At 68.6% G+C, this 25206-nt stretch carries 25 protein-coding genes; 15 read left to right on the top strand and 10 right to left on the bottom strand.

Features of this window, described 5'->3' with window-relative positions; genetic code table 11:
* Positions 1-71: 71 nt before the first annotated feature.
* Positions 72-1019, top strand: a complete 948-nt coding sequence (locus ACNTAO_RS11235) for a PhzF family phenazine biosynthesis protein (protein ID WP_435162099.1) — start codon at positions 72-74, stop codon at positions 1017-1019.
* A gap of 45 nt (positions 1020-1064) precedes the next feature.
* Here the strand turns inward: ACNTAO_RS11235 and ACNTAO_RS11230 are convergent, their stop codons facing one another.
* From ACNTAO_RS11230 to mobB, 4 genes are all read right to left on the bottom strand, one after another.
* On the bottom strand, positions 1065-2381 hold the full coding sequence (locus ACNTAO_RS11230; protein WP_435162098.1) for an ABC transporter ATP-binding protein: 1317 nt from the start codon (positions 2379-2381) through the stop codon (positions 1065-1067).
* Entirely contained in the window at positions 2378-3196 is an 819-nt protein-coding gene (locus tag ACNTAO_RS11225) for an ABC transporter permease (protein WP_435162097.1), read from the bottom strand. Before ACNTAO_RS11225 ends, ACNTAO_RS11230 begins: the two co-directional genes overlap by 4 nt.
* Positions 3193-4110, bottom strand: a complete 918-nt coding sequence (locus ACNTAO_RS11220) for an extracellular solute-binding protein (protein ID WP_435162096.1) — start codon at positions 4108-4110, stop codon at positions 3193-3195. The genes ACNTAO_RS11225 and ACNTAO_RS11220 overlap by 4 nt, the downstream gene beginning before the upstream one ends.
* Before the next feature lie 116 nt (positions 4111-4226).
* A complete protein-coding gene (gene mobB / locus ACNTAO_RS11215) occupies positions 4227-4973 on the bottom strand; it encodes a molybdopterin-guanine dinucleotide biosynthesis protein B (protein ID WP_435162095.1) in 747 nt (248 codons plus the stop codon).
* A 124-nt stretch (positions 4974-5097) separates the two neighbouring features.
* On the opposite strand from mobB, the gene ACNTAO_RS11210 reads away from it, so the two are divergent.
* The 8 genes from ACNTAO_RS11210 (at position 5098) to artA (ending at position 12975) form a co-directional block, all read left to right on the top strand.
* The gene (locus ACNTAO_RS11210) at positions 5098-5292 is read left to right on the top strand and encodes a DUF7333 family protein (RefSeq protein ID WP_435162094.1); all 195 of its coding nucleotides are present in this window, start codon (positions 5098-5100) and stop codon (positions 5290-5292) included.
* Between the two features lie 67 nt (positions 5293-5359).
* Positions 5360-6310 carry a calcium/sodium antiporter gene (locus ACNTAO_RS11205; RefSeq protein WP_435162093.1) on the top strand — a complete coding sequence of 317 codons (951 nt, stop codon included), beginning with the start codon at positions 5360-5362 and terminating at the stop codon, positions 6308-6310.
* Positions 6311-6380: 70 nt separating this feature from the next.
* Positions 6381-7784, top strand: coding sequence for a D-aminoacyl-tRNA deacylase (locus ACNTAO_RS11200; RefSeq protein WP_435162092.1), 1404 nt, complete (start codon positions 6381-6383; stop codon positions 7782-7784).
* A gap of 148 nt (positions 7785-7932) precedes the next feature.
* Positions 7933-9078 (top strand): cell division protein FtsZ, encoded by a 1146-nt coding sequence (ftsZ, locus tag ACNTAO_RS11195; protein WP_435162091.1) that lies wholly within the window; start codon positions 7933-7935, stop codon positions 9076-9078.
* Positions 9079-9459: 381 nt separating this feature from the next.
* Complete coding sequence (locus ACNTAO_RS11190) at positions 9460-11229, top strand: hypothetical protein (protein WP_435162090.1); 1770 nt, start codon at positions 9460-9462, stop codon at positions 11227-11229.
* A 55-nt stretch (positions 11230-11284) separates the two neighbouring features.
* Positions 11285-11461 (top strand): protein translocase SEC61 complex subunit gamma, encoded by a 177-nt coding sequence (locus ACNTAO_RS11185; protein ID WP_435162089.1) that lies wholly within the window; start codon positions 11285-11287, stop codon positions 11459-11461.
* Positions 11461-11913 carry a transcription elongation factor Spt5 gene (locus tag ACNTAO_RS11180; RefSeq protein WP_435162088.1) on the top strand — a complete coding sequence of 151 codons (453 nt, stop codon included), beginning with the start codon at positions 11461-11463 and terminating at the stop codon, positions 11911-11913. Before ACNTAO_RS11185 ends, ACNTAO_RS11180 begins: the two co-directional genes overlap by 1 nt.
* 99 nt (positions 11914-12012) lie before the next feature.
* Positions 12013-12975, top strand: coding sequence for an archaeosortase A (gene artA / locus ACNTAO_RS11175; RefSeq protein ID WP_435162087.1), 963 nt, complete (start codon positions 12013-12015; stop codon positions 12973-12975).
* Positions 12976-13908: 933 nt separating this feature from the next.
* Here artA and ACNTAO_RS11170 read toward each other — a convergent pair.
* On the bottom strand, positions 13909-14283 hold the full coding sequence (locus tag ACNTAO_RS11170; RefSeq protein ID WP_435162086.1) for a CBS domain-containing protein: 375 nt from the start codon (positions 14281-14283) through the stop codon (positions 13909-13911).
* A 118-nt stretch (positions 14284-14401) separates the two neighbouring features.
* Between ACNTAO_RS11170 and ACNTAO_RS11165 the strand changes: the two genes are divergently transcribed.
* A complete protein-coding gene (locus ACNTAO_RS11165; protein WP_435162085.1) occupies positions 14402-14659 on the top strand; it encodes a hypothetical protein in 258 nt (85 codons plus the stop codon).
* Positions 14649-14870, top strand: a complete 222-nt coding sequence (locus ACNTAO_RS11160; protein ID WP_435162084.1) for a hypothetical protein — start codon at positions 14649-14651, stop codon at positions 14868-14870. Before ACNTAO_RS11165 ends, ACNTAO_RS11160 begins: the two co-directional genes overlap by 11 nt.
* Positions 14871-14888: 18 nt before the next feature.
* Here the strand turns inward: ACNTAO_RS11160 and ACNTAO_RS11155 are convergent, their stop codons facing one another.
* Both ACNTAO_RS11155 and dph5 read right to left on the bottom strand, forming a co-directional pair.
* Positions 14889-15287 (bottom strand): CBS domain-containing protein, encoded by a 399-nt coding sequence (locus ACNTAO_RS11155; protein WP_435162083.1) that lies wholly within the window; start codon positions 15285-15287, stop codon positions 14889-14891.
* Positions 15288-15386: 99 nt separating this feature from the next.
* On the bottom strand, positions 15387-16190 hold the full coding sequence (gene dph5 / locus ACNTAO_RS11150) for a diphthine synthase (protein ID WP_435162082.1): 804 nt from the start codon (positions 16188-16190) through the stop codon (positions 15387-15389).
* A gap of 257 nt (positions 16191-16447) precedes the next feature.
* On the opposite strand from dph5, the gene ACNTAO_RS11145 reads away from it, so the two are divergent.
* The 3 genes from ACNTAO_RS11145 (at position 16448) to lrpA1 (ending at position 19828) form a co-directional block, all read left to right on the top strand.
* Positions 16448-18343: a 2-oxoacid:acceptor oxidoreductase subunit alpha gene (locus ACNTAO_RS11145; RefSeq protein ID WP_435162081.1), complete on the top strand. Its 1896-nt coding sequence runs from the start codon at positions 16448-16450 to the stop codon at positions 18341-18343.
* 2 nt (positions 18344-18345) lie between these two features.
* On the top strand, positions 18346-19284 hold the full coding sequence (locus ACNTAO_RS11140) for a thiamine pyrophosphate-dependent enzyme (RefSeq protein WP_435162080.1): 939 nt from the start codon (positions 18346-18348) through the stop codon (positions 19282-19284).
* Between the two features lie 115 nt (positions 19285-19399).
* Entirely contained in the window at positions 19400-19828 is a 429-nt protein-coding gene (gene lrpA1, locus ACNTAO_RS11135) for an HTH-type transcriptional regulator LrpA1 (RefSeq protein ID WP_435162079.1), read from the top strand.
* Positions 19829-19909: 81 nt separating this feature from the next.
* Here the strand turns inward: lrpA1 and ileS are convergent, their stop codons facing one another.
* From ileS to ACNTAO_RS11120, 3 genes are all read right to left on the bottom strand, one after another.
* The gene (gene ileS / locus ACNTAO_RS11130; protein ID WP_435162078.1) at positions 19910-23047 is read right to left on the bottom strand and encodes an isoleucine--tRNA ligase; all 3138 of its coding nucleotides are present in this window, start codon (positions 23045-23047) and stop codon (positions 19910-19912) included.
* A gap of 96 nt (positions 23048-23143) precedes the next feature.
* Complete coding sequence (cobT, locus tag ACNTAO_RS11125; RefSeq protein ID WP_435162077.1) at positions 23144-24226, bottom strand: nicotinate-nucleotide--dimethylbenzimidazole phosphoribosyltransferase; 1083 nt, start codon at positions 24224-24226, stop codon at positions 23144-23146.
* Positions 24227-24228: 2 nt separating this feature from the next.
* Complete coding sequence (locus tag ACNTAO_RS11120; RefSeq protein WP_435162076.1) at positions 24229-24687, bottom strand: DUF7992 family protein; 459 nt, start codon at positions 24685-24687, stop codon at positions 24229-24231.
* Positions 24688-24776: 89 nt separating this feature from the next.
* Here ACNTAO_RS11120 and ACNTAO_RS11115 point away from each other — a divergent pair, with 89 nt between their 5' ends.
* Entirely contained in the window at positions 24777-25184 is a 408-nt protein-coding gene (locus ACNTAO_RS11115; protein WP_435162075.1) for a DUF7548 family protein, read from the top strand.
* The last annotated feature ends 22 nt before the right edge of the window (positions 25185-25206 follow it).

The following is a 25206-nucleotide window of genomic DNA, read 5'->3' as shown; positions in this document are numbered from 1 at the left end:
GCGGAGCGGGGAAAAAAGGGTTGAGGTCGACCGCCGGGAGATTTTTCCTCACGCTCGACGACGAACGAGCGATGGACACCACACGTGCGCTCCTCGTCGACGCGTTCACCACGGAGCCGCTCGCCGGCAACGTAGCCGGCGTCGTTCCCGACGCGACCGGCCTCACGGACGACCAGCTGGCACGGATAGCCGCCGAGTTGGGGGCATCAGAGACGGCGTTCGTGACGCCCGCGGCGACGACCGACGGCCTCGAGACCGGCTACCGCGTTCGCTACTTCACGCCGAGCACGGAGGTCGACCTCTGTGGACACGCCACCATCGCGGCGTTCGCCGTCCTCTTCGACGACGGCGCGATCGATGCCGGCGAACACGCGATCCATACGAACGCCGGGAGCTTCACCGTCCGCGTGACCGACACGGGACGCGTCTGGATGCGTCAGGATGCGCCCCGCGTCGACGCCGTCGACGTCGACCTCGATCGACTCGCGGCGGCGCTCGGCATCGACGCCGCCGCCCTCCGTGACGTCGGCGCGGATCTCCCGGTCGCGGTCGCCTCGACCGGGCTGCCGTTCCTCGTCGTTCCGGTCAACTTCCTCGAACGACTCACCGAGGCCGACCCGGATCGGGCCGCCGTCGAAGCGCTCTCGGACGAGTTCGACATCGCCGGCGTGTACACGTTCACCTTCGATACGTTGTCGCCGTCGACGACCCTCCACGGTCGGACCTTCGCCCCGGCGGTCGGGGTGCCCGAAGATCCCGTGACGGGCACGGCGAGCGGCGCGGCCGCCGGCTACCTCCGGACCGTCGACGCGTTCGACGGCGACCCACCGGACGAGTTCGTCCTCGAACAGGGACACGTCCTGGACCGCCCCGGCCGCGTCCACGTTCGACTGACCGAGCCGACCGACGCTGCGGCCGACGACGCGGTTCGCGTGAGCGTCGGCGGGGACGCCGTGGTCGCCCTCGACGCCACGCTCCGCGTCCCACCCGCGGCCGACGACGACATCGTCGAAGCGTGAACGGCCACGAACGACGGCGACCCGCCGGTGACCGACGAGCGACGACTACCGAACGGGGTCGCCTGCGCCGCCCGACTCGGCACGTTCGGTCGACCGCGGGAACACGGAGACGTCGCGGCCGTCGAACGCGATCCGAACCCGGTCGCCCGCAGCCAGCCGACATCGGGTACACTCGGCCGTCACCGTCGGCGGCGAGTCGACTGCTCGCGGCGTCTCCAGGCCCTCGTCGATAGCCGTCGCCGAATCGAGGCTCACGTGCACGTCGTACCGGCTTCCGGCGTCCGCGACGCGCGCTACGGTCCCGTCGAGCGAGACGGTCGCGTCGCGGTCCGCGTTCGGACCGCCGCTCTCGGCGTCGTGGTCGCTCCCGTTTCGATCGGTCCTCTCGCGGTCGTCACCGACACCCGCCGCAGCGACGCGAACGGCCTCCGGGCGAACGTGCACCAGAACCCGGTCCGTCTTCGGTGCCGTGTCGGGGACGACGAAGCGCGTCTCGCCGACGGCGACGCGGACGAGATCGAGCTCGTCGTCACTCGCGGCGTCGCCGAGCGCGCGGCCGACATCGTCGTCGACGACCCGCCCGGCGAGTTCGTTCGACCGGCCGAGAAACCGGGCGGTGAATCGGTTCGGGGGCGACTCGTACAGCGCCCGCGGCGTGCCGGTCGCGGCCACCGTCCCGTCACGCATGACGACGAGCCGGTCTGCGACCGTCATCGCGTCGGCCTGGTCGTGCGTCACGAACAGCGTCGTCACACCCGTCGTTCGCTGGATCCGTGTGATCTCGTCGCGAAGCCGGACGCGGAGTCGCCTGTCAAGTGCGGACAACGGCTCGTCGAGCACCAAGACGTCGGGCTCTGGCGCGAGCGCACGCGCGAGCTCGACGCGGCGCGCTTGACCGCCACTCAGGGCGTCCGGGGAGGCCGCACGGAGGTATGTCAGCTCGACGAGTTCGAGGTACCGACGAACCCGTTCTGCGCGCGTCTCGTCGGGGACCCCCTGGGCGGCGAGGCCGTACGCGACGTTCTCGGCGACGGTCATGTGCGGGTACAGCGTCGACCGCTGGAACACCACGCCGACGCCGCGCGACTCGGGAGGCACCGTCGTGACTGTCGTCCCGTGGAGCGCCACCTGTCCGGCGGTGGGGTGGAGGTGGCCGGCGATCGCCTGCACGAGGGTCGTCTTGCCACACCCGCTCGGCCCGAGCAGCGCGATCAGCTCGCCGGGTGCGGCGGCGACCGACACGTCGGTGAGCGCCTGCGTCCGGCCGTATCGGTGTGAGAGCCCGTCGACCTCCAGCGCCGGGGTCTCGTCGCCGTCCCGGTCGGCGACCGCTCGGTCGCGTGTCCGTTCGACGCCAGTCACGCGTCCACCACCGTCGGGACGCGCGCGACACGCCTGACGAGCGCCAGCACGGCGAGGGTGATCGTCAACAGCGCAACCGCGAGCGGCACGATGGCGTCTATCCCGCCCGAGATGAACGCGACCCACAGCTGTGTCGGCATCGTCCGCGGGTTGTACGCGACCATCATCGTCGCGCCGAACTCGCCGGTCGCCCGCGCGAAGGTGAGGACGATGCCAGCCACGATGGCCCCGCGCGCGAGCGGGAGCGATACGTTGGTGAACGTCGCTATCGGTCCGTGGCCGAGCGACCGCGACGCCTGCTCTAACCGCTCGTCGACGGCGGCGAACCCGGCACGGGCGGTGATGACGACGAACGGGGCGGCGACGAACGTCTGTGCGAGGATCACGCCGAGCAGGCTGTCGGTGAGCGGAACGCCGGCGCTCGCGGCGGCCGCCCCGAGGGGCGTGAACCGCCCGACGACGCTCAACAGCAGTGCTCCGCCGACGACCGGCGGCACGACGAGCGGGAGGATCACGAGCGCCTCGACGACGCGCTTCCCCACGAACGACGCCCGTGCGAGGACGTACGCGAGTGGGACGCCGAGCGCCGTCGCGATCCCCGTCGCGACCGGCGCGGTGAGCAGGGAGTTGCGGATCGCGGTCCGCGTCGCCGGCTCGGCGAGCGTCTCCCAGAGGGCGACCGACCCGGCACGCCAGAGGAACGCGACGAACGGCAGCGCGAACCCGGCGACGAGGAGTCCCCCGAGCAGCCCGGCGACGAGCCGCGCCGGCGCCCGACTCCCCTGGTGTCGGATCGTCTCGCTCGCGAGACTCACGGGAGCACCCCACTCGGGACCGCACCGTGTGCGCGCGGGAACGACGCCACAGCGAGGCCGTTCTCGCGGAGCACGTCGGTGGCAGTGGCGAGGAACTGGACGAATCGACGGCCCGCCGTCGGTGCCGCTGCGTCCGCGAGCACGGTCGCGTTGTAGACGATCGGGGCGCCGGTGACGGTGTAGCCGTCCATGGTGGTGTACGACGCCGAGGCGTACGTCTCGGCCCGATCGGGGTCCGCGAAGTTGTACGCGGCCGGGAACGGCTCGAACGAGAGGTCGTGTGCGACCGCCATGTTCCGGTAGGCGACGGCGGCGGCGCGGTTGCCGGTCTCGACGCCGGCGAGCAGCTGCGGCTCCTCGGGCTCCCGATACGCCCGCTCGAGCGTCGGCGCGGCGAAGTCGTCGAGTCCGTGTTCGCGCTCCGCCAGTCGAAACGCCAGGACGGCGCGGTACCCCAGCGGGTCGAGTGCGGGATCGCTGATCGCCAGATCGCCCGCCGGCGCGTCACGGACCACCTCGTACCACGGATCGCCGGCCGCGAGTCTGTCTGCGACCCACGTGTCGCGCCCGTACGCGAGTCCGACCGCGTTCGACGCGAACGCGACGTCCCAGTCGGTGTGGCGCTCGTAGAGCCGGTCCCGGAGCAACCGGTGGTCCGCACTCACCGCCACGTCTGGGTGCTTCTGGTCGTCCGTTATCATCCGCATCACCGCCGTCGAGCCGTGGTACTCGCCGCGAACCGTGGTCCCCGTCTCCGCTTCGAACGCCGGACCCACGTGGTCTTCGAACACCACCGCGAGGCTGCCGGCCGCGAGCACCGAGACGGCGTCCGTCCCGCCCAGACAGCCGGTGACCCCGACGCCACACCCCGCCGCGACCGTCGTGAGCAGGGACCGGCGCGTTCGCGTCTGCATCTAGTGTACGGTCGGTTCGGCACCGGTTATAACTTGCCGGCATTGCAGATACGTGAGAACGGAGCCGATTTTGGTTTCGCGCCGGTCGGACGACCCCACAGTCGTTCCGCACCGTGTTATCTGGACGACACGTCACCGAACCGCTCGAGTGCGTCGGCGACCGCCTCGGCGGCGAGTCGGCTCGTGTCGGCCGCGACGGCGACGCAGACGCTCGTCGGGGCCGTCGGGTCGACCGGCCGGCGGTGGTGCACGCGGACCGCCCGTACGCTGTCGTCGGTACGGAGGGACTCTTCGACGCTCGACGCGCGTGCAGCGCGCTGCCCGGACGACTCGCCCGAGACGCGCTCGGCGGAGATCGGTACCTCGCTCGTCGCCACCGGGACCGACGGCTCGCCGACGACGGCCCGGACCGCGGCGGCGAGCGACCTCGGCGTCTCGGTCGGCGGGATCGTTTCGATCCGATCGAGTACACGCCCGTAGTCGAGATCGTCAGCACACGGCGCCTCGGCGACGACCGGCGGGGCCGTCTCGCGGCCGCCGAGCACGACCGTCGGGAGGTGACGCCCGCTGAAGCCTTCGACGAGGACGTAGTCGACGTGTGGTGTGAGGTCGTCGAGGACCGCGTCGAGCGTGCGGTCGTCTCCCGTCGCGAACCACCCGCCGTCCTCCGTGATGCCGACGGTGTGCGTTGCGCCCGCCGCGCGGTGGCGGTCGGTGTCTTTCCCTTCGGTGTCCACGTCCGGTTCGTGGGTGAGGTGTTTGACGGTCGCGACGCTGCCGCGATCCCGAAGTTGGGTCGTCAGCGCTGCCACGGCGGTCGTTTTGCCGGAGTCCGACGGTCCGGCGACGCACAGTACGCGCATGCGTTCGTTCCGTAAGCGGTCGACAAATACGCTAGCGATCGCCGGCGAGGACGCATCTGTGCTCACCGTCGTCCGCGCGAGCCGACGACCGAACGTTCATATCGGTTAGCGTGCTACTGTGCCCATGGAGTACGACCTTCCGCGCGCGGCCGGTCTCGTGGCGCTGATCATCGCCGTCGGAACCGTGGGCATCAGCGTCGGAACCCCGATGGCACTGCAGACGGTCCTCATGATGGTCGTCCCCTCGATGGCCGTCTTCGGCGCGATCGTCTTCGTCCTCGGGATGAAACACGGCGAGTTCCGCGCGACGAACGTCTGAGCGGCCGGCCGCGGGCGGCGGTCGCACGAACCGCGCTCCTTTTGTGACGACGGTCTGTTCCTCGGATATGCCACTCGGGTCGCCCGTGACCGAACTCGCGCTGCTGCTCGCCGGCGTCGCGCTGTTGTACGTCGGTGCCGAACTGCTCGTCGCGGGCGCACGGGACCTCGCGCTGGCGGTCGGCCTGAAGGCGGCGACCGTCGGCGTCACCGTCGTCGCATTCGCGACGACCGCCCCGGAGCTGTTCGTCGCGGTCTTGGGCGGGCTCACCGTCTCGACCGACATCGGGCTCGGCGCGATTCTCGGGTCGAACGTGGCCAACATCGGGCTCGTGCTCGGCGCGGCCGCCCTGATCCGCCCGCTCGACGTCTCCGAGGCGGCGCTTCGACGCGACGTGCCGTTCATGCTCCTCGCGGCGGCCCTGCTCGTCGGCTTCGGCTGGAACGGACAGATCGGGTCGGTGGAGGGCGGCGTCCTCTTGGCAACGCTCGTCGGGTTCACCCTCGTCGTGTTGCGCCGAGTCAGACGGACGCAGTCGGCGATCACGGCGAGCGAGCGCGACGGCATGCCGAACGCCACGGTCCGCGAGGTCGCTGCCGTCGTCGGTGGGCTCGTCGCGCTCGTCGCCGGATCGAACTGGTTGATCGCCGGCGGCCGGTCGTTGCTCGCAGCGGCCGGGTTCTCCGACCTCTTCGTCGGGCTCACGGTGCTCGCCGTCGGCACCTCGCTGCCGGAGTTCGCCGCCAGCGTCGTCGCCGCCGCCCGCGACGAGGGAACGTTCAGCGTCGGCAACGTCCTCGGGTCGAACATCTACAACGTCCTCGCGGTCGTCGGCATCCTCGCGGTCCTCTCGCCGATCGACGTCGGTCCTGGCGTCCGGGCGTTCGAGTTTCCGGCGCTTCTCGCGTTCACGCTCGTCGCGGCTGGGATGATGGTTCGCGGCGGTCGCATAACCCGGCTCGACGGCGGCGTCCTCCTCGGCGCGTACGGCGCGTTCGTCTACCTACTGGTGCCGTGAGCCGGCCGTCCACGTGCCGGCTCGGCGGCGAACCGACGGCTATTCGTGCGTCGATCACGCAGTCGCGTCCGTGATAGCGATCGTCGTCAGCCGGGCCGACAGCGCCTCCGAGCACGTCGGCGACCGGCTGCTCGCGGTCGGCGACTGGACGGCCCACGAGGACACGACCCGATCGGACGCCGCGGGCGGCGGCACCTACTACCGAACCGACGGCTTCGAGCTTCGGGAGTTCGAGACGCTCCACGTCGAGCTGTCGAACCCGGCGGCCGCCTTCGGGGGTGCGGACGGTGATGCCGCCTCCGACGACGTCGACCTCCTCGTCTTCGTCTCGCGACACGCCGGCGACTCCGGCCCGCTCTTGACCGCACACGTCACCGGCAACTTCGGCCCGTCGCCGTACGGCGGCGCGCCCGAAACGCTCGCCCTCGCGGCGCCCGGCGCGGTCTCCCGGGTCGTCGATGCGATGGCGGCGCACGCTCCCGACGGCTACGACGTCGGCATCGAGTGCACCCACCACGGCCCGACCGACACCGCGGTCCCCTCGTTGTTCGCCGAACTCGGCTCCGACGAGCCGCAGTGGCGGGACCCGGCCGGGGCCGAGGCGGTCGCCCGCGCGGTGTTAGACCTCCGCGGCACCGGCCCGGACGTGCGGGGATCGGACGGGCAGCGCCGCCACCTCGTCGGCTTCGGCGGAGGCCACTACGCCCCGCGATTCACCCGTATCGTCCGCGAGACGCCGTGGGCCGTCGGTCACGTCGGCGCCGACTGGGCGCTGGGTGAACTCGGCGACCCGGCCGCGAACCCCGACGTGATCGAGGCGGCCTTCGAGCGGAGCCGCGCCGACCACGCCGTGATCGACGGCGACCGGCCCGCGCTCGCGGCGGTGATCGAAGACCTTGGACATCGGATCGTGAGCGAGACGTGGGTCCGGACGGTCGGGGATCGCCCCCTGGCGCTCGTCGAGACGCTCGAAGCGGCCGTGGGACCCGTCGACGAGGGGCTCCGGTTCGGGTCGGTCGTCCCCGTCGACAGTGACCCCGACCCGGCCGACTGCGCCTCCGCGGTGGCCGTCCGGTCGTTCCCGGCCGCGTTGCTGTCGCGAGCGCAGGGAATCGACGCCGAGGCGACCCGCGCGGCCGTGGAGTCGCACGCGGTCGCGTTCGACACCGAGCAGGCCGGCACGCGCGCAGCCGGGTCGGTCGCGTTCGGCGCAGACGAGGCTACGCCCGGGTACGCCGGTCTCGTCGAGGCGCTGGCGGCCGTCCTCGAACACGGATACGACACGGTTCGCGTGGACGACGAGGCGGTGATCGCGCGTGAGACTGCGTTCGACCCGGCGCTCGCGGCCGACCAGGGCGTGCCGGAGGGTCCGGCGTTCGGCCGACTCGCGTCCGGCGAACCGGTCGACGTCGACGGCGAGACGGTCACGCCGACCGACGTCTCGACGGACCGAGAAGACCGATTTCCGGTCTGACCCCGGCCCGCCGGCCGGGGTGGCCGTTCGACGCGGCCGCAGATCGTCTCGAATCGGGCAGCGAGCCAGCCGACGCGCCTGCTCGAGTCCGACGTGGGTCCGACGATCGGTCAATAATATATACCTCGGGGTCGCAAGCCACGGTATCATGGACTCCATCGTTGAGGACGCCATCGACGAGGCCGAGGACGCCTCGGCGGACGCCGCGGGCGGGGGCGGCGACGCCGACGGCCACGCCGGCACGTCACCACAGAGTGGAACGATGACCGACGAGGAGCTACAGGACGTTCTCAAAGACCTCCAGACCAACATCACCGTCGTCGGCTGCGGCGGTGCCGGCGGCAACACGGTGAACCGGATGACGGAGGAGGGGATCCGCGGCGCGAAGCTCGTCGCGGCCAACACCGACGTGCAACACCTCGTCAACGTCGAGGCCGACACCAAGATCCTGATGGGCCAGCAGAAGACTCAGGGCCGCGGTGCCGGCTCGCTCCCGCAGGTCGGTGAGGAGGCCGCCATCGAGTCACAAGAGGAAATCCAAGACTCGATCGACGGCTCCGACATGGTGTTCGTCACTGCCGGCCTCGGTGGCGGGACGGGAACCGGGTCGGCCCCGGTCGTCGCGAAGGCCGCCCGCGACTCGGGCGCGCTCACCATCGCCATCGTCACGACGCCGTTCACGGCGGAGGGCGAGGTGCGACGGACGAACGCCGAAGCCGGCTTAGAGCGCCTCCGTGACGTGAGCGACACCGTGATCGTCGTCCCCAACGACCGCCTGCTCGACGCGGTCGGGAAACTCCCCGTCCGGCAGGCGTTCAAGGTGTCCGACGAGGTGTTGATGCGTTCGGTAAAGGGGATCACGGAGCTGATCACGAAGCCAGGGCTCGTCAACCTCGACTTCGCCGATGTCCGCACGGTGATGGAGAAGGGCGGCGTCGCGATGATCGGCCTCGGCGAGTCCGACTCCGAGTCGAAGGCGCAGGACTCGGTCAAGTCGGCGCTGCGCTCGCCGTTGCTCGACGTCGACATCTCCGGCGCGAACTCGGCGCTCGTGAACGTCACCGGCGGCGCCGACATGTCGATAGAGGAAGCAGAGGGCGTCGTCGAAGAGATCTACGAGCGGATCGACCCCGACGCCCGGATCATCTGGGGCACCTCCGTTGACGATGGGCTAGAGGGGACGATGCGCACGATGATCGTCGTCACGGGCGTGCAGTCGCCACAGATCTACGGCACCAACGACGTGGCTGACCCGGCCGACACCGAAGACGAGGACATCGACTTCGTCGAGTGAGTTGCCGGCAGTGTCGGCTGCGGTGGTTTGGTCTCCATCCGAGGCCTCGGCTCCTCCCGGCACTATCCCACTGTCCGACACCGTCGCCCCGCTCGGCACCCCGAGTTCGTGACGGGGCCGCAGCCCGAAACGCGACGCAGCGAGAATGCGACCGCACGCGACCGCAGACCGAAACGCAACGCAGACGCACGACAGCAGACGCATACGCGACCGCAGACGCACACCGACTCACCCACGATCACCCTCCACGATGCACCTCTCGACGACACCACCGACTATCGTACAGCTATCATCGGATCGTACCGCACCCGAGCGACGGCTCCGGCCACACGGGTCGCTTGACCGGTACCGAACGAGCACGACTGCCGCCTCGACCGCTCGATGACTGACAGCACGCCTGCTGCGGACCGACCAGACGGTAGCCGACCGGACGGTGGCCGACCAGACGGTAGCCGATCCGGTGGCGGTCGGTCGCTCGCGGTCCACCTGCTGACACGGGTGGCGATGCTCGCACCACTGGTTGGCGTCGGGTATCTCACCAGACCGCTCTGGCACGGGGTCGTGTACGGAATCGCCTACTCGCCGTCGGGAGCGATCGTCGGCGGGGGCGGAGCCCTCGCTGCGCTCGCCCTCTGGCTGCTTCCCCCGAGCGCGGTCGGTGGGGAGTCTGCATCGTCTCGCAGCCACCTCGACGCGCTTCGGGCAGCGGACTCACCGGTCGCGCTGTTGTTCGAACTCGAGGGGACGGCCGGCCGAAAGATTCGGATCTTCGCCGGCGTCCTCGGCGTCCTCGGGCTCCTCGCGGTCCTCGTGGGTGTGCCGGCGGGCGCGCTCGAACAACGGACGCTGGCCGAGACGACGACGAGCGAGGCGACACCGGTCGAGACGTTCCCGCAGGCGAATCCCGACAACCCGCGGGTCGTTCCTCGCCGGGTGGCCGACGTGACGACGCGCGGGTCCGTCTCGTATCGCCAGTATCGATTGGGGACGAGTGACATCGCGCGCACCGAGAACGGGTCGCTCGCGTGGTCGTACCCGATCCAGCCGGACGGATTCCGCAACGCGTTGATCGAGCGCCAACAGGGCGTGCTCGTCACCGATATGACTCGGATGGACGACCGGCAGATACGAACGGCCGAGGAGCCGTTCGTCCGCGGTGAGGGGATGATCCTGTGGCGGTCAGCCGACTGGCTGTTGAAGTCGACAGACTACTTTGCGCGGTACGACGACGACGCGGTCGAGTTCATTCACAACGGACGCCCGTACATGTACTACCCGAAGACGACACATCAGTGGCATCTGCTTCCGATCCCGCACACGACACCGACGTGGGACGGCGGCGCCCTCGTCCATCCGGACGGCACGGTCGAACACCTTACGCCTGCGGCCGCTCAAGAGAGCGCGATACTCGACGGACAGCGGCTGTATCCGCTCACGCTCACCCGCGCCGAGATGGCGTCGCTCGGGTACCGTAACGGGATCGTCAACCAGCTGCCCGTGGTGGGCGCACACGAGGGCGAAGTCGAGGTTGCCGGCCTCCCGGCCGGTGCCGACAACGACCAGCCGTTCGTGATCGACCTCGAGGGCGAGCGCCTCTCGTACGTGACCGCTCTCGAGCCGTACGGCGAAGACACTCGCGGGCTCGACGAGGTGTGGTTCGCCGACGCCGAGACCGGGGAGTACCGGTTCTTCAGCACCGGCGAGAGCACGCTCACCGGTCCCGAACGCGCCATGGGGATCGCTCGCTCGGCCGACTCGCGGACGAACTGGGGAGAGAACTTCGTCGTCACAGAACCCGTGCCGGTCACCGTCGACGGCGACCTCTGGTGGCACCTCAAGGTCACACCGACGGACGCCACCGACGTGACCCGCAGCGTCTTCGTGAACGCCGACACCGACCGGACCGTGGAGATACGCGAGGACGCGGCGGTCCGGTCGTTCGTCGGTGGGACGGTGACCGAAGACGACCTGACGCCGACGGAGGACGCGGGCACGGGCGAGTCCGCCGACGCGGTGTACTACGTGCTTGTCACCGACGCCGACGGCGAGGTGATTGAGCGGATCCCGGTCGAACCCGGCCAGGAGGCGACGATCGTCGGCCCCGACGACGAACGAGCCCGCGGAAATCGGACGAACGCGAGCGGCTCGTAGCCGGACGCGTCGCATCAAAAGGTAAAAACCGTCTCACGACGAACCACCGACCAACATGGACGTCCCGTACGACCTCACCAGCTACGTTCGCGTGTTAAAGCTGGCGAGCACGCCGAGCACCGACGAGTTCCTCCAGGTGGCGAAGATCGCCGGCGCCGGGATCCTGCTCATCGGGTTCTTGGGCTTTCTGATGTTCGCCACGATGAGCCTCCTGCCGGGGGTCGGCGCGTAATGCCGATCTACTCGGTCAAGACCACCGCTCGCCAGGAGCGGACCGTCGCCGACATGCTCGCCGAAAAGGAGATGCCGGAGATCCAGGCGGTGATCGCTCCCGACCAGCTCACCAGCTACGTGATGGTCGAAGCCGCCGACGGCTCCGTCTTCGCCCGGATACTCGACGAGATCCCACACGCCCGCGGCGTCATCGAAGGGCCCGACGGACCCGCTGAAAGCCCCTTCTCCGAGGTCGAACACTTCCTTTCGCCGACGCCAGACGTCGAGGGTATCGCGGAGGGCGACATCGTCGAGCTCATCGCTGGCCCGTTCAAAGGCGAGAAGGCGCGGGTGCAGCGCATCGACGAGGGCAAAGACCAGGTGACCGTCGAGCTGTACGAGGCGACGGTCCCGATCCCGGTCACCGTCCGCGGCGACCAGATCCGCGTGCTCGACAGCGACGAGCGCTGAGGCGACCGGCCCCGGGCGGCTACGACGCGCTGTGTCGGCTCTGCGGTCGATCACGCCTAACGACAAGGATTTTATCCGATGCCGGCCGACGAAGAGGCGATGACGATACCCGCCGCGTCCGCGGCACTCAGCGCCCTCCCTGACACGTTCACGTTCGCGTGGGTCGTGGCGATCCTCTTTGCGGCCGCGTGGGTCCTCGACGCCCGCGGTTCTGGGCTCGGGCGGTCGCTCGCGGCCGGCACGTGGGGGCTGTTCGGAGTGTTCTGGCTCTCGACGGTGCCGTACTTCGTCTTCGAACACCAGAGCTACGTCGAGTCGATTCTCGCGCTCGTCGCGGTCCCCGCCTGCGTGTACGTGGGGTACCTGTTGTACGACGGTCGAGCCTCGCTGTTCACGCTCACCCGGGCGGTGTCGATCATGTTCTTCATCTACCTCCCGTTCGAGACGATCCCAGCGCTCAGCCTCGCCGGCGTGGCGGTGCCGGAGCCTCGTCGAGTGCTCATCGAGATCGTCGCGGGCCACACCGGCGCGCTCATCGATCTATTGGGGTACGCACCAGAGCGCGTAGCGAGTTACGAGGGGTACGACGCGGCCTTCGCGTGGACGCTTTCCGACGGCCACCTGATGCGGATCAACGTCGTGCTCGCGTGTACCGGACTCGGGAGCATGGCGATCTTCGGCGGGCTCGTGGCCGCGGTGGACGGTCCGTTCGACCGGAAGCTGCGCGCGCTCGCCGTGTCGATACCGCTCATCTACGGGCTGAACATCCTGCGGACCACGTTCATCACGGTCGTCGCCGGCAACCAGTACATGCACTGGCAGCCGGAGCTCGTGTTGGCGATGTTCGGCGCGACGAACCCGTACCGGGTCTCGTTTCTCGTCTCCGACCGAATCTTGAGCCAGCTGCTCGCGCTCGTCGCGCTGATCGGGATCACGTACCTCGTCGCACGGCAGCTGCCGGAGCTCGTCGTGATCCTCGAGGACGTGCTCTACGTGCTCACCGGTGAGGAGCACGACCTGACGGAGGCGCTTGACCTCCCACGGGAGCCGACGAACCGCTAGCGTGGTGCGCTGACGAACGCCGTGCGTCGATAGCACGCGTACGATCCTACTGGCGCGCGCCTCGCGAGCCGCCAGAGGCGTGCTCGCGAGCGCGTGCGAGGGATGAGCGAGGTGGCACGAGGAGGAGCCGGAGGCGACGACTCGTGACCACCGAGCGAGTCGGCTGGGGAGGGCGTGGCGAAGTGGTGCCCGGGTGTCGCACGGTCGTCTCGGTCATATAACGACGACCACCGAGCGAATCGGCTGGGGAGGGCGTGGCGAAGTGGTGCCCGGGTGTCGCGCGGTCGTCTCGGTCATATAATCAGTACGGAGAATCGAGGAGAAAGCCTCGCGCTTCAGCGCGGGGAGGATGTCAACAACGTATCGAATCGGCTCGAAAGAGTGTGACACAGGTGTCGTGTGCTCGAGACGACTCCGTGGCTGCCGAGCACTCCTTTCAGCCACACTCTCCCCAACCGATTCGCTCGCATATGCCGAGGGGTACGTGACGGACACGACCCCGCGACAGCCGGACACCACTTTAGCCACACCCTCCCCAACCGATTCGCTCGCATATGCCGAGGGGTACGTGACGGACACGACCCCGCGACAGCCGGACACCACTTTAGCCACACCCTCCCCAACCGATTCGCTCGGTCGCTTCGCTCTCTCGCTCATCCCTCGCACGCGCTCACGAGGCCGCCTGCGGCGACCTCGCGAGGCGCGCGCCACCGCACCACACCGCACTGCACCACACCGCATTGTACTGCATCACACCGCACCACACCGCACTGCACCACACCGCATTGCCTGCATCACACCGCACCACACCGCACTGCACCGCATCGTGTTCGCGGAGCGCTCGTCACCACGCGCGGTGGTCCGTCGTGTGTCGAGTGGCCCAGACTACAGGGAACCGACGAGAGACCCCACGACGGCAGCCGTGAGCGGACGTCACGAGACGTGTTCGGCCACGTCGGTCGAAGAGATCATCCCGACGTAGTCGTCGTCAACGACCGGGAGGTGTTTGACGTCGTACATCGTCATCATCGCCGCGACCTCTTCCATCAGGAGGTCCGGCGTGACGGTTTCGACGTTCTCCGTCATCACCTCGCTGACGGGCGTCTCCGTTGTGTCTCGTCCCTCGGCGACCGCCGCGATGAGGTCACTCTGGGTGACGATACAGCCGCCGGCGGCGGCGACGACGAGCGCGCTGATACCCGCGTCGGTCATCCGCGCTGCGGCCGCGCGAATGGGCTCGTCCCCGTCGATCGTCTCGAGCGGCGTCGACATCACGTCCCGGACGCGGGTCCGGTCGTCTACGTCCATACCATTGATGTCGGATCAGTGGGTGTTGTGTTTTCTGGTTCCTGCAACGGACAGCACGCGCCGGCCGCACGCCCGCGCCGCCGAATCACCTTTACCGGTGCGAGCCTACGTACGCACTATGTCGACCGCCGCCGCTGGCCTCGCCGACTTCGGGACGCGATCGCTTCTCACCCACGCGATGATGGCCGTGACGCTGCTCTCTGGGTTTGCCATCGGGCTGACCATCGAGTCACAGCTCGGCCTCGTCTCGTTCGTCGCGCTGTTGAACTTCACCGCCGGCGCGTGGGTGTGTCAGTCGATTCACTCGCTCGGGAACACGGCCCGCGAGGACGAGTACGACGGCGTGCTCGCCGAACTCAAACGCTATGTCGAGTGAGCGCGGCCTCGACGTCGCCCGACTCGGTCGCCTGCTCGCGCTCATCGGCTTCGTCACCGCGGTGTCGCTTCTGACCTCCGCGCGGGTGCTCCCCAACGAGCTCTTCTCGGTGGCCGTGGTGGCCATCGGCAGCATCGCACTCGTCACCGCCATCACGGGGTTCCTGATCGCGGCCGGAGAGACCTACGAGCAACGGGCCCACGACCCGTGACGCCCGCTCACGCCGTGGTCACCGTCGCACGACGAACTGTTCGGTGAGGTCCGTCGTCGACACCATCCCGACGACGACGTCGTCGTCGTCGACCACGGGAATATGCGTATACTCGAGGTGTGCCTCCCCGAGTGCTGTGATCGGGTCCGTCGGTGAGACCGTCACGACGTCCCTCGTCAGACAGGCCTCTACGGGAGTCTCGTCGTCCGGGTCGTTCTCGCGAACGAGTGTGACGAAGTCGTGACTCGTGAGCAGTCCCTCGAGCCGGCCGGCGTCGTCGACAGCTAGTATCGAGCCGACGCTCGTCTCGAGCATCCGCTCGGCCGCTGCCGCGGCCGTCGCGTCGGGAGCGATCGTCACGAGGTCGGTGTTCATCAGGTCGGCGACGCGGGCGTCGCCGGCGGGTACGCTCTTCATGCTCCCTGCTAACGACCCCCATGATAATTAATCGTGATGGTTTGTCGGTCGACCCGCCTCGTACACTCTCGCCGTGTCTACTGTCCTGACCACTACCTTTCACTCCGCGTCCGCGACGAGCGCAGGTGGCGCGTCTGCGAGCCCGACGAGCGCGTCAGCCTCTACGTGGTGGAGGTCACCCGGCAGCACGAGCGTGTGCAGCGGGTCGCCGAAGTCACGCGCTGCGAGCGCAGAGAGCCGGTCGGCGGCGACGACCGGATCCGGTGCGCCGGCGCGGGCAACGACGACGCCGAGCCGGTCTCCGAAGGGCTCGGCGAGGAGTTCGGCGGCGTGACTCGCACGCATGTACGCCTCGTGGTCTGGGTCGGGACCGCGGGGACCGGTCCCGACCTTGATGTCGAGGTAGACGAGGGTGTGGAGGCCACGGTCACGGTTGGCCTCGACCGTCTCGATCACGCTGCCCGGCACGTCTCCGCCGCCGTGTGCGTACGGAAACGGGAGCGTCACGGCCTTCCCGAACCGGTAGTTCTGCAGGCCCGTCAGGCTCGAGGCGGCCGACTGTACGGTGACGCCGTGGACGACCCGCGTGTCGATCCCCCGGTCGATCGCGCGCAGCCGGAGGTCCGCGTGCGTCGTCGAGATCATCGTGTCGCCGGCGGTGACGAAGGCGACGTCGCCCGTCTCGGCGGCCGCGAGGATCGGCTCCGGGTCGCGTTCGACCCCGGCCCGGTCGCGGACCTCGACGTCGAGTCCGTGTGCTCGCTCGAGCGTCGAGATATCTGCGCCGACGAGCCGGCTCGTGTACCACTCGGCGAAGACGCGGTCCGCCGCCTGCAGCGCGTCCCGCGCCTCGATGGTGAGCGAGCGCTCGTCGTAGAGGCCGAGTCCGACGAAGGTGAGCATGCTAACTCTCGGCGGCCGAGCGGCTAAAACGGCTCGAACTACCGCGGTCGCGAACTTCGCTGCCACGCGTGGCGCTCAAGTCGCTCGCGACCTCGAGTCGGGCCACTCTGTCTTCGACTCGAGCCGTCTCCACCGTCGACTCGTGTCGTCTGCGAAGCGAGTCATTCACGATCGTTTCATGTGAATCCATAGCAAGCCATAAGAGGTGACCGGAACAAGTTCGACCCACTGGGCCTTACCGGGCCAGGATCCACACTATGACTGACGACGAACTCATCTGGCGGATTTCGGGCGGCTCCGGCGACGGAATCGCCTCGACCAGCCAGAACTTCGCGAAGGCCCTGATGCGGTCGGGGCTGAACGTGTTCACACACCGGCACTATCCGTCCCGGATCCGCGGTGGCCACACGTACACGGAGATCCGCGCGGCGGCGGATCCCGTACGGTCACGTGGCGACGGCTACAACTTCCTGCTCGCGCTCGGCGACTCCTTCGCCCGCAACCCGCAGGAGGGAGCCATATACGGGAACGAAGAGATCAAACCGCTCTCGGAGAACCTCGATGAACTCCGCGAGGGCGGCGTCATCGTCTACGACGAAGGGCTGTTAGACACCGACGAGATTCCGAACTTTGACGAGCGCGTCGAAGAGAACGGCTGGCACGTCTACCCCCTCGACCTCCGTGGGCTCGCCCGCGATATGGGTCGAGAGGTGATGCGCAACACCGCCGGCGTCGGCGCGACCTGCGCGCTCATCGGCATGGAGCTCGCACACGTCGAAGACCTGATGCGCGACGCGATGCCGGAGAAGATCCTCGATCCGAACCTCGAGATCCTCGAGACCGCCTACGAGCAGGTCCGCGAGGAGTACGACGTCGACGCCCACGACGTCTCCGTGCCGACCGGCGAGCACGACGAGACGCAGGTGCTTCTTTCTGGCTCCGACGCCATCGCCTACGGCGCCATCGACGAGGGATGCCGGTTCATCGCCGGCTATCCCATGACGCCGTGGACCGAGGTGTTCACCATCATGAGCCAGGTCCTCCCCGACCTCGGCGGAATCTCAGAGCAGGTCGAAGACGAGATCGCTGCGGCCGCACTCGCCGTCGGTGCCGCACACGCGGGTGCGAAGGCGATGTCGGGTTCCTCCGGCGGCGGCTTCGCACTGATGTCCGAGCCGCTCGGGCTGGCAGAGATGACGGAGACGCCCGTCGTCCTCATCGAAGCCATGCGCGCCGGCCCCTCGACCGGGATGCCGACGAAGCCTGAGCAGTCCGACCTCGAGCACGTCCTGTACACCTCACAGGGCGACTCACAGCGCGTCGTGCTCGCGCCCGGCACCGTCGCCGAGGCGTACGAGCAGTCGCGACTCGCCTTCCGGCTCGCCTACGAGTACCAGATCCCGACGATCCTGTTGTACGACCAGAAGCTCGGCGGCGAGCTGACGAACGTCCCGAAGAGCCACTTCGACCGCGAGCCGAACCCGACGCTCGGCAAGACGCTCTCGGAGGACCAACTCGCCGAACAACCCCACTCGGCCGACGGGAAGTTCCACCGCTTCCAACACGACGTCGACGACGGCGTGACGCCGCGGTCGATCCCCGGCCAGAAGGGTGGGCGGTTCCTCGCGACGGGGAACGAACACGACCCCACCGGACACATCAGCGAGTCGGCAGACAACCGCGTCGCGCAGATCGACCGTCGCCTCGAGAAGCTCGAGGCGATCCGCGCCGACCTCGACACCGAGGACACGAGCTCGTACGCCGGTCCGGCCGACGCCGAGTACGGTATCCTCACCTTCGGAAGCCAGCAGGGGACCGTCGAGGAGGCGGTCGACCGACTGAACGACGCCGGTGTCTCGGTGAAGTCGTTCGGCGTCTCTGACATGCACCCGTTCCCGACCGAGGAGGTGTCGCGGTTCGTCGAGAGCGTCGACGAGGCGTTGGTCGTCGAGATGACCGCCTCCGGACAGTTCCGTGGGCTCATACAGAAGAACCTCGGCCGCTACGGCGAGAAGCTCTCGAGCCTGCTGAAGTACAACGGTAACCCCTTCGAGCCGAGCGAGATCGTCGACGGCTTCGAGGCGGCCATCATCGAAGGCGACGGCGACGCGCCCGACCACCAGACGACCTTCGTCCCCGCGGCAGGTGATTAATCATGAGTACGTTTTCAGCGATCGGCGACGACCGCGAGATCGACCGCGACGAGTACACCCCGAGCGTCGAACCGCAGGCGACCTGGTGTCCCGGCTGTGGCGACTTCAGCGTCCTGAAGGCGCTGAAACAGGCGCTTCCCGAGGTCGGACGGACGCCCGAAGAGACGCTCTTGTGCACCGGCATCGGCTGTTCGGGTAAGCTGAACAGCTACCTCGACACGTACGGGTTCCACACGATCCACGGGCGATCGCTGCCCGTGGCGCGGGCCGCGAAGCTCGCGAACCCCGGCGTCGAAGTGATCGCCGCCGGCGGCGACGGTGACGGGTACGGCATCGGTGGGAACCACTTCATCCACACGGCCCGGGAGAACCACGATATGACGTACATCGTGTTCAACAACGAGATATTCGGGCTCACGAAGGGGCAGACCTCCCCGACCAGCCCGAAGGGCCACAAATCGAAGACGCAGCCACACGGTAGCGCGAAGGAGCCGCTCAAGCCGCTCTCGATGGCGCTTAACGCCGGCGCGTCGTACGTCGCCCGCACGGCCGCGGTGAATCCAAATCAGGCGAAAGAGATCCTGATCGAAGCGATCGAACACGACGGGTTCGCTCACGTCGACTTCCTGACGCAGTGTCCGACCTGGAACAAGGACGCCCGTCAGTACGTGCCGTACGTCGACGTCCAAGACTCCGACGACTACGACTTCGACGTGACCGACCGCGTCGAGGCCGCCGCGATGATGCGTGAGACCGAGGAGGCGCTGTACGACGGCACGGTGCTCACCGGCCGCTACTACGTCGACGAGGACCGCCCCTCGTACGGTCAGGAGAAGCGGCAGATCGGCGAGATGCCACAAGAGCCGCTGGCCGAGCGCTACTGGGACGACGACTACGAGTGGGAGCGCTCACACGACGAGTTCCTCGCGAAACACGAGTAGGCCGGCTCGACGGTCGACGCGCCCTCGGTCGACGACCGACCGACGACGATTTCGTGTTCGCCCGGTGGCTTTTCGGGTTCGCAAGGTATTTTTTCATTGGTGACAACGTACACGTATGAGCACTGTATCGACGGAAGAGCGCATCCTCTCAGTGTTAGAAGAGGACGCCCAGGCGTCGTGTGGGGAGATCGCAGACCGAGCCGACGTCTCGAAGCCGACGGTTCGAAAGTACGTGCGTAAGCTCGAAGAAGAGGGCGTCATCGTCGGCTACTCCGCCGACGTCGACCCGAAGAAGCTCTCGACGCGGTCGATCGCGATGGTCGGCATGGACGTCGACTCGGGACAGTACGTCGCGGCGACCCGCGCGCTCAAAGGACTCGACGCCGTGGAGGCGTTGTACACCTCGTCTGGCGACCACATGCTGATGGCCGAAGTCCGCGCCGAAGACGGCGACGAGCTCGGCGACGTGATCAACGACCAGCTACTCGCCGTCGACGGCGTCACCGCAGCACACCCGTCGGTGCTCCAAGAGCGCTTGAAGTGACGCTCGTCGGTCGGTCTCCGGTCGCCCGCAGTCGTCGCGTTCGACGATCCCCGACGAACGACCACGCTCGCCGGCCGCGGCTCACTCGGCGAGTTCGATCCCGATCGTGACCGTCTCGCCCTCGATGGTCCACGTCTCAACGAGCCCGTCCGCGGCGTCGGCGTCGTCGAGCCACACCGCCGCTCTGACCTCGCCGGCGACGAGGTCGGCGTGGTCGTCGACCGCGCTGGCGACCGTCTCATCGTCGGCGTCGACCCCGAGTCGAATGGCCGCCTCGACGTCGAGATCGAGCTCTTTTCGCATCTCCTGGACGCGGCGGATCACGTCCCGGGCGTACCCCTCCGACTCGATGGCGGGCGTCAGCGATGTGTCGACGTAGACGGTGCCGCCGTCGAAGTCGACGCCCGTGACGGACTCGGGGGGTTCGGCGACGTAGGTGACCATCTCGTCGTCGAGCTCGACGGTCTCGCCGTCGACGACGAGCCCGCTCTCGACCCCCTCGCGGGTGGCCCCCTCGACGGCCGTCATCACCGCCTGGGCGTCGGCACCGAACGCGGGCCCGATCGCGGCCATCTGTGGCCGTGCGCGCTCGACGAGCTCGTCGAATCGGTCCGTCGCGGTCACCGACCGGGCGTTCACCCGGTCCGCGAGGAGCGCTTCGAGTCGATCGACCGCGCCGGCGACCGCCTCGTCGTCAGTCTCGACTATCACCCGCGGCACGGGCCACCGAAGCTTCCGTCCGGCCTGCTGGCGAGCGTTCGCGGCCGCCTCTTCGACGTCGCGGAGGACGGCGATGTCGCGTTCGAGCTCGCGATTGTGCAGGTCGTCGTCGGGCTCGGGGTACGACAGCGCGTGGACGGTGGTCGACTCGCCGTCGAGCGTCTGGTACATCCGCTCGGTGAGGTACGGCGCGATCGGTGCGAGCAGCCGGATCACCTCGTCGAGGACGACCGACAGCGTCGCGTAGGCCCCGCGTTTCGAGGCCGAGTCGGCCTCCTCCCACATGCGGTCGCGCACCGCCTTGATATAAAAGCGCGAGACGTCCTGGGTGACGAACGAGAGCAGGGTGGTGACCGCGTCGCTGATCCGGTACTCGCTCCACGCGTCGGTCACCGTCCGTTCGACCGACTGCAGCCGGGAGAGGACCCACTCGTCGACGAGCGCCAGCTCGCCGTCGTCGAGACTCGCCGTCGCGGGATCGTAGCCGTCGAGCGTCATGTACTCCTGGGGGAACCGGAAGACGTTCCAGAGGATGTTGAGCTTGCCCTGGATCTCACCGAGGCCGTCCCACTCGAACGCGAGGTCGACGCCCTGTTGATCGTGGCTGAGGAGATACGTTCGGAGCGGGTCGCGTCCGGCCCGCTCTATCGCCTCCTCGGGCGTGACGATGTTGCCGACGGACTTCGACATCTTCCGGCCGTCCTCGTCGTTGGCGAAGCCGTGCATGATCACCTCCTCGTAGGGGACCTCGCCGACCGCTGCGGTCCCCATCCCGAGCTGGGACCAGAACCAGCCGCGGGTCTGGTCGTGCGCCTCGATGATCAGGTCTGCGGGCCACAGCTCCTCGAAGTCCGTCTCGGAAGACGGGTACCCGAGCGTACCCCAGCTCGCGACCGACGAGTCGAGCCACACGTCGAAGACGTCCTCAACCCGGCGGTACGTCATTCCGTCTTCGACGATGGTCAGGTCGTCGACGGACGGCCGGTGTAAGTCGATCGTCTCCGGGTCGATCGACTCCTCGACGCGCGACGCCAGCTCCTCGCGGGTCCCGATCACGATCATGTCGTCGTCGAGGTGGCCCGGCTCCGCGTCTTCGGGCACCCAGATCGGGATGGGAATCCCCCAGTAGCGCTGTCGTGAGACGTTCCAGTCGGGGGCGTCCTCGATGAAGTCACGGAAGCGGTTGTCTCGGGCCCACGAGGGGTGCCACTCCGAGGTCTCCATGTTTGCGAGTAGCTCGTCTTTGACGTCGGTTATCGAGATGAACCACTGGTCTGTGACGAGCTGGACGATCCCCGTATCACACCGCCAACAGTGCCCGTAGCTGTGTGTCAGCGTCTCGTTGGCCAGCATGTGGCCGTCGTCGACCAGGTCCTCGACGATCGCGTCGTTGGCGTCGCGAACGAACGTCCCAGCGTACTCGCCGGCCGCCTCGGTGAACGCGCCGTTCGGTTTCACCGGACAGTGAACCTCGAGCCCGAGCTCACGACCCCGTCTGAAGTCCTCTTCGCCGTGGCCCGGTGCCGAGTGGACGAGTCCGGTGCGGTCGGCCTCGACGTAGTCGGCGGCGTACACCCGTCCCGCTCCATCTCCGTCCGGGTACTCGGCGACGTGGTCTGCGAGCGGGTGGTCGTACGCCCAGCCGACGAGTTCGTCACCGGCGTGCTCGGCCTCGACGGTGTAGTCGTCGTACCGACCCGCAGCGAGGACGTCTTCGACGCAGGACGCGGCGACGTACAGCAGCTCTTCGTCGCCGTCCCGCTCGGCACGGACCGCGGCGTAGGTGAGGTCCTCGTCGACGGCGACGAAGGTGTTGGCCGGGATCGTCCACGGCGTGGTCGTCCAGATCACGAGGCTGCCTTCGCGCTCTGTAAGCGGGAATTTGACGTAGATCGAGGGGTCTTCGACGTCCTCGTACTCCACCTCGTTGTTCGCGAGCCCGGTCTCACACCGCGGACACTGCGCGATCGACCGCTTTCCCTGTTCGACGAGGCCCGCGTCGGTCACGTTCGAGAACGCCCACCAGGCGGCTTCCATGTACGTCGGTGCGATCGTCTCGTAGGGGTCGTCCCAGTCCATCCAGACGCCGATCGACTTGAAGTCCTCGTCCATCGCGGCCCGGTTTCGCTCGGCGAACTCGGTACAGCGCTCGATGAACGCCTCCATCCCGTACGCCTCGATGTCGCGTTTGTTCTCGAAGCCGAGCTCCTCTTCGACTTTCACCTCGATCGGGAGCCCGTGCATGTCGTAGCCGGGGCGGTCGGTGACCCGATGGCCGGTCATCCGCTTGTGCCGGATGACGGCGTCTTTGAGGGTCTTGTTCCAGGCCGTCCCGAGGTGCATCTGTCCCGAGGTGTACGGTGGGCCGTCGACGAAAAAGAACGGCGGGTCGTCGGCGTGCGCTTCGACCGCCGCCTCGTAGGCGTCCGACTCGTCCCAGTAGTCGTCGACCGCGGCTTCGACGTCCGCGGGCGTGTACTGGTCGTCGATCTGCTCCATATGCTTGAGTGTTCCCGCCCGCGTATTTGAATACGACGGACCGGCCGGCAGGCCTGGGTCACCTCGGACAGAGCGCCGACCACCGGCGACGGTCGCTCAGCCGTCGGTCGTGCGGTCGGCGGCCGTGAGGTCGGCGAGCGTCGCCATCCGATCGTGTGTCGCACACGCTGCCCGGTACGTCGCGATCGCCAGCGCCGCGCCAGACCCCTCTCCCAGCCGGAGGTCGTGATCGAACAGGGGGTCGAGATCGAGCGCCCCCAACTGGATCGCGTGCCCCGGCTCGGCACCCGCGTGCGACGGGAGAAGGTACGGTCGGACCGCCCCGGCGAGCGCATCGGCGAGGAGCGCGGCCGCACCGGAGACCACGCCGTCGACGACGACGGGTGTCCGATCCGCCGCGCAGCCGAGGGCGACACCGGCGAGCAGGCCGAGCTCGTAGCCGCCGACGTGCCGAAGCACCGCGACCGGGTCGCGCGCGCCGGGCGCCGCGAGGTCAGCCCGGCCGAGGGCCCGCTCGACGACCGCCACCTTGCGTGCTCGACCCTCCGCGCCGACACCGGTGCCGGAGCCGGTGACACGCGCCGGATCCGCGCCGGTCACCGCCGCCGTCATGGCGGCGGCTGCGGTCGTGTTACCGATACCCATCTCACCGAGCGCAACGAGGTCAGCGTCTGCGAGTTTGGTCCGGGCGGTTCGCACCCCCGCCTCGAGCGCGGCGACCGCGTCGGGACGCGTCATCGCCGGGTCCGCGGCGAGGTCGGCGGTTCCACGACCGACCCGCTCGTCGACCACCGACGCGGCACCCTCGGGAGACCCGACCGGATCCCCGTCGACGCCGGCGTCGACGACGACGACGTCGGCTCCGACTACGTCTGCGATCGCCGACACCGCCGCCTCCTCGCGGGCGAAGGCGCCGAGCATCGCGCGGGTGACGTCTGGTGGGTACGCCGACACGCCGCGGTCGACCACGCCGTGATCCGCGGCAGCGACGACGACGGTCGGCGACGACACCGTCGGTCGACGCTTCCCGGTGAGCCCAGCGATCGCGACGGCGAGGTCCTCTAGCCGGCCGAGGCTCCCGGGCGGCTTCGCGAGGGCATCCTGTCGTGCCTGTGCGGCACTCGCGGCCTCGTCGTCGAACGCGGGGATCGCCGGCGGGGCGAACGATTCGGACCGCACGGTCAGTCGTCGAAGTCCGGGAGGTCGTCGGGTGCCTCGTACGCCGACTCCCAGTCGACGTAGTCGGCTTTGAGGACGTCACAGACGATCTGGCCGAGTTCGGTCAGTCCCGCGTTGATCGCGGAGACGACGCTCCAGGAGTCGAGCCCGTCGTGGTAGTCTCGTTCCTTCCAGTCTTCGGGGATCCCCGGCGCGTGGTAGCCGACCCGGTCGGCAAAGGCGTCCCAAAAGAAGTCGAACCGCGCGATCAGCTCGAGGTCCTCGACGATCCGCCAGGTCGACGGCGCCATGTCGCTGTCGGCGGCCCACTGCTCGAACGCTTCCTCCCAGGCGCCCTCGGCGAGGAACGTCTCTATGTCGCTGCGGTGGTACTCGTCGCCGCCCACCTCGGCGTCTTCGTACTCGTTCGGGTCGACGGACTCCAGCTCGGGTGGCTCGGGCGTCTCCACGTCGAGTGTCATATCCCGTCTTCGGTGCCCGGAGAGCAAAACGCTGCGGACTCACGGCCGGGATCCGGTCCTTTTAGGCCGCCGCTTGGAGAGTCTCGTGTATGACCGTTCGCGACCGTGCTCGGCAGGCGGGCGTCGCCGCCGGGCTCCTCTGTGGCCTGTTGCTGGCGGCGCCGTACGCGCTCGTCTCGGGGTTCGACGCACAGCTCACCGCCTACTACGCCGCGGGCCCCGTGGGCGCGGGCGGCGTGGCGCTGTTCGCGCTCGTGAGCGCGGTGGTGTTCGCCTCCGTCGAGCAGGGGAACGTCGACCCCGAGGTGCTCACGGGCGTCCTCGTCGTGTTGGGTGCGGTGACGACGCTTCTGGCCGTCCTCTGGACGCTCAGCGTCGAGCCGACGACGGTCTTCGGCGAGTACCGCTGGCTCCAGTGGCACGCGCCCGCGGTGACGGCCGTCTCGCTGCTGCTCGCCGGGTGTGCCGGCGTCTACGCACGAACGTCTCTCGCGTGACGAGCGGCCGACGGACACGCCT

The sequence above is a fragment of the Halorubrum zhoui genome (assembly GCF_051194155.1).
Lineage (GTDB): Archaea > Halobacteriota > Halobacteria > Halobacteriales > Haloferacaceae > Halorubrum.
This window is presented reverse-complemented; position numbering and strand designations above follow the sequence as displayed.

Excerpts from the sequence above, each read along its gene's own strand:
- ACNTAO_RS11155 (WP_435162083.1), bottom strand. The coding sequence starts at position 15,287 with ATGAAGAGCGTACCCGCCGGCGACGCCCGCGTCGCCGACCTGATGAAC.
- ACNTAO_RS11220 (WP_435162096.1), bottom strand. The coding sequence starts at position 4,110 with ATGCAGACGCGAACGCGCCGGTCCCTGCTCACGACGGTCGCGGCGGGG.
- ACNTAO_RS11165 (WP_435162085.1), top strand. The coding sequence starts at position 14,402 with ATGTCGACCGCCGCCGCTGGCCTCGCCGACTTCGGGACGCGATCGCTT.
- ftsZ (WP_435162091.1), top strand. The coding sequence starts at position 7,933 with ATGGACTCCATCGTTGAGGACGCCATCGACGAGGCCGAGGACGCCTCG.
- ACNTAO_RS11210 (WP_435162094.1), top strand. The coding sequence starts at position 5,098 with ATGGAGTACGACCTTCCGCGCGCGGCCGGTCTCGTGGCGCTGATCATC.
- lrpA1 (WP_435162079.1), top strand. The coding sequence starts at position 19,400 with ATGAGCACTGTATCGACGGAAGAGCGCATCCTCTCAGTGTTAGAAGAG.
- ACNTAO_RS11120 (WP_435162076.1), bottom strand. The coding sequence starts at position 24,687 with ATGACACTCGACGTGGAGACGCCCGAGCCACCCGAGCTGGAGTCCGTC.
- ACNTAO_RS11180 (WP_435162088.1), top strand. The coding sequence starts at position 11,461 with ATGCCGATCTACTCGGTCAAGACCACCGCTCGCCAGGAGCGGACCGTC.
- ACNTAO_RS11115 (WP_435162075.1), top strand. The coding sequence starts at position 24,777 with ATGACCGTTCGCGACCGTGCTCGGCAGGCGGGCGTCGCCGCCGGGCTC.
- ileS (WP_435162078.1), bottom strand. The coding sequence starts at position 23,047 with ATGGAGCAGATCGACGACCAGTACACGCCCGCGGACGTCGAAGCCGCG.
- ACNTAO_RS11140 (WP_435162080.1), top strand. The coding sequence starts at position 18,346 with ATGAGTACGTTTTCAGCGATCGGCGACGACCGCGAGATCGACCGCGAC.
- ACNTAO_RS11205 (WP_435162093.1), top strand. The coding sequence starts at position 5,360 with ATGCCACTCGGGTCGCCCGTGACCGAACTCGCGCTGCTGCTCGCCGGC.
- artA (WP_435162087.1), top strand. The coding sequence starts at position 12,013 with ATGACGATACCCGCCGCGTCCGCGGCACTCAGCGCCCTCCCTGACACG.
- ACNTAO_RS11185 (WP_435162089.1), top strand. The coding sequence starts at position 11,285 with ATGGACGTCCCGTACGACCTCACCAGCTACGTTCGCGTGTTAAAGCTG.
- dph5 (WP_435162082.1), bottom strand. The coding sequence starts at position 16,190 with ATGCTCACCTTCGTCGGACTCGGCCTCTACGACGAGCGCTCGCTCACC.
- ACNTAO_RS11170 (WP_435162086.1), bottom strand. The coding sequence starts at position 14,283 with ATGGACGTAGACGACCGGACCCGCGTCCGGGACGTGATGTCGACGCCG.
- ACNTAO_RS11145 (WP_435162081.1), top strand. The coding sequence starts at position 16,448 with ATGACTGACGACGAACTCATCTGGCGGATTTCGGGCGGCTCCGGCGAC.
- ACNTAO_RS11235 (WP_435162099.1), top strand. The coding sequence starts at position 72 with ATGGACACCACACGTGCGCTCCTCGTCGACGCGTTCACCACGGAGCCG.
- ACNTAO_RS11160 (WP_435162084.1), top strand. The coding sequence starts at position 14,649 with ATGTCGAGTGAGCGCGGCCTCGACGTCGCCCGACTCGGTCGCCTGCTC.
- ACNTAO_RS11190 (WP_435162090.1), top strand. The coding sequence starts at position 9,460 with ATGACTGACAGCACGCCTGCTGCGGACCGACCAGACGGTAGCCGACCG.
- mobB (WP_435162095.1), bottom strand. The coding sequence starts at position 4,973 with ATGCGCGTACTGTGCGTCGCCGGACCGTCGGACTCCGGCAAAACGACC.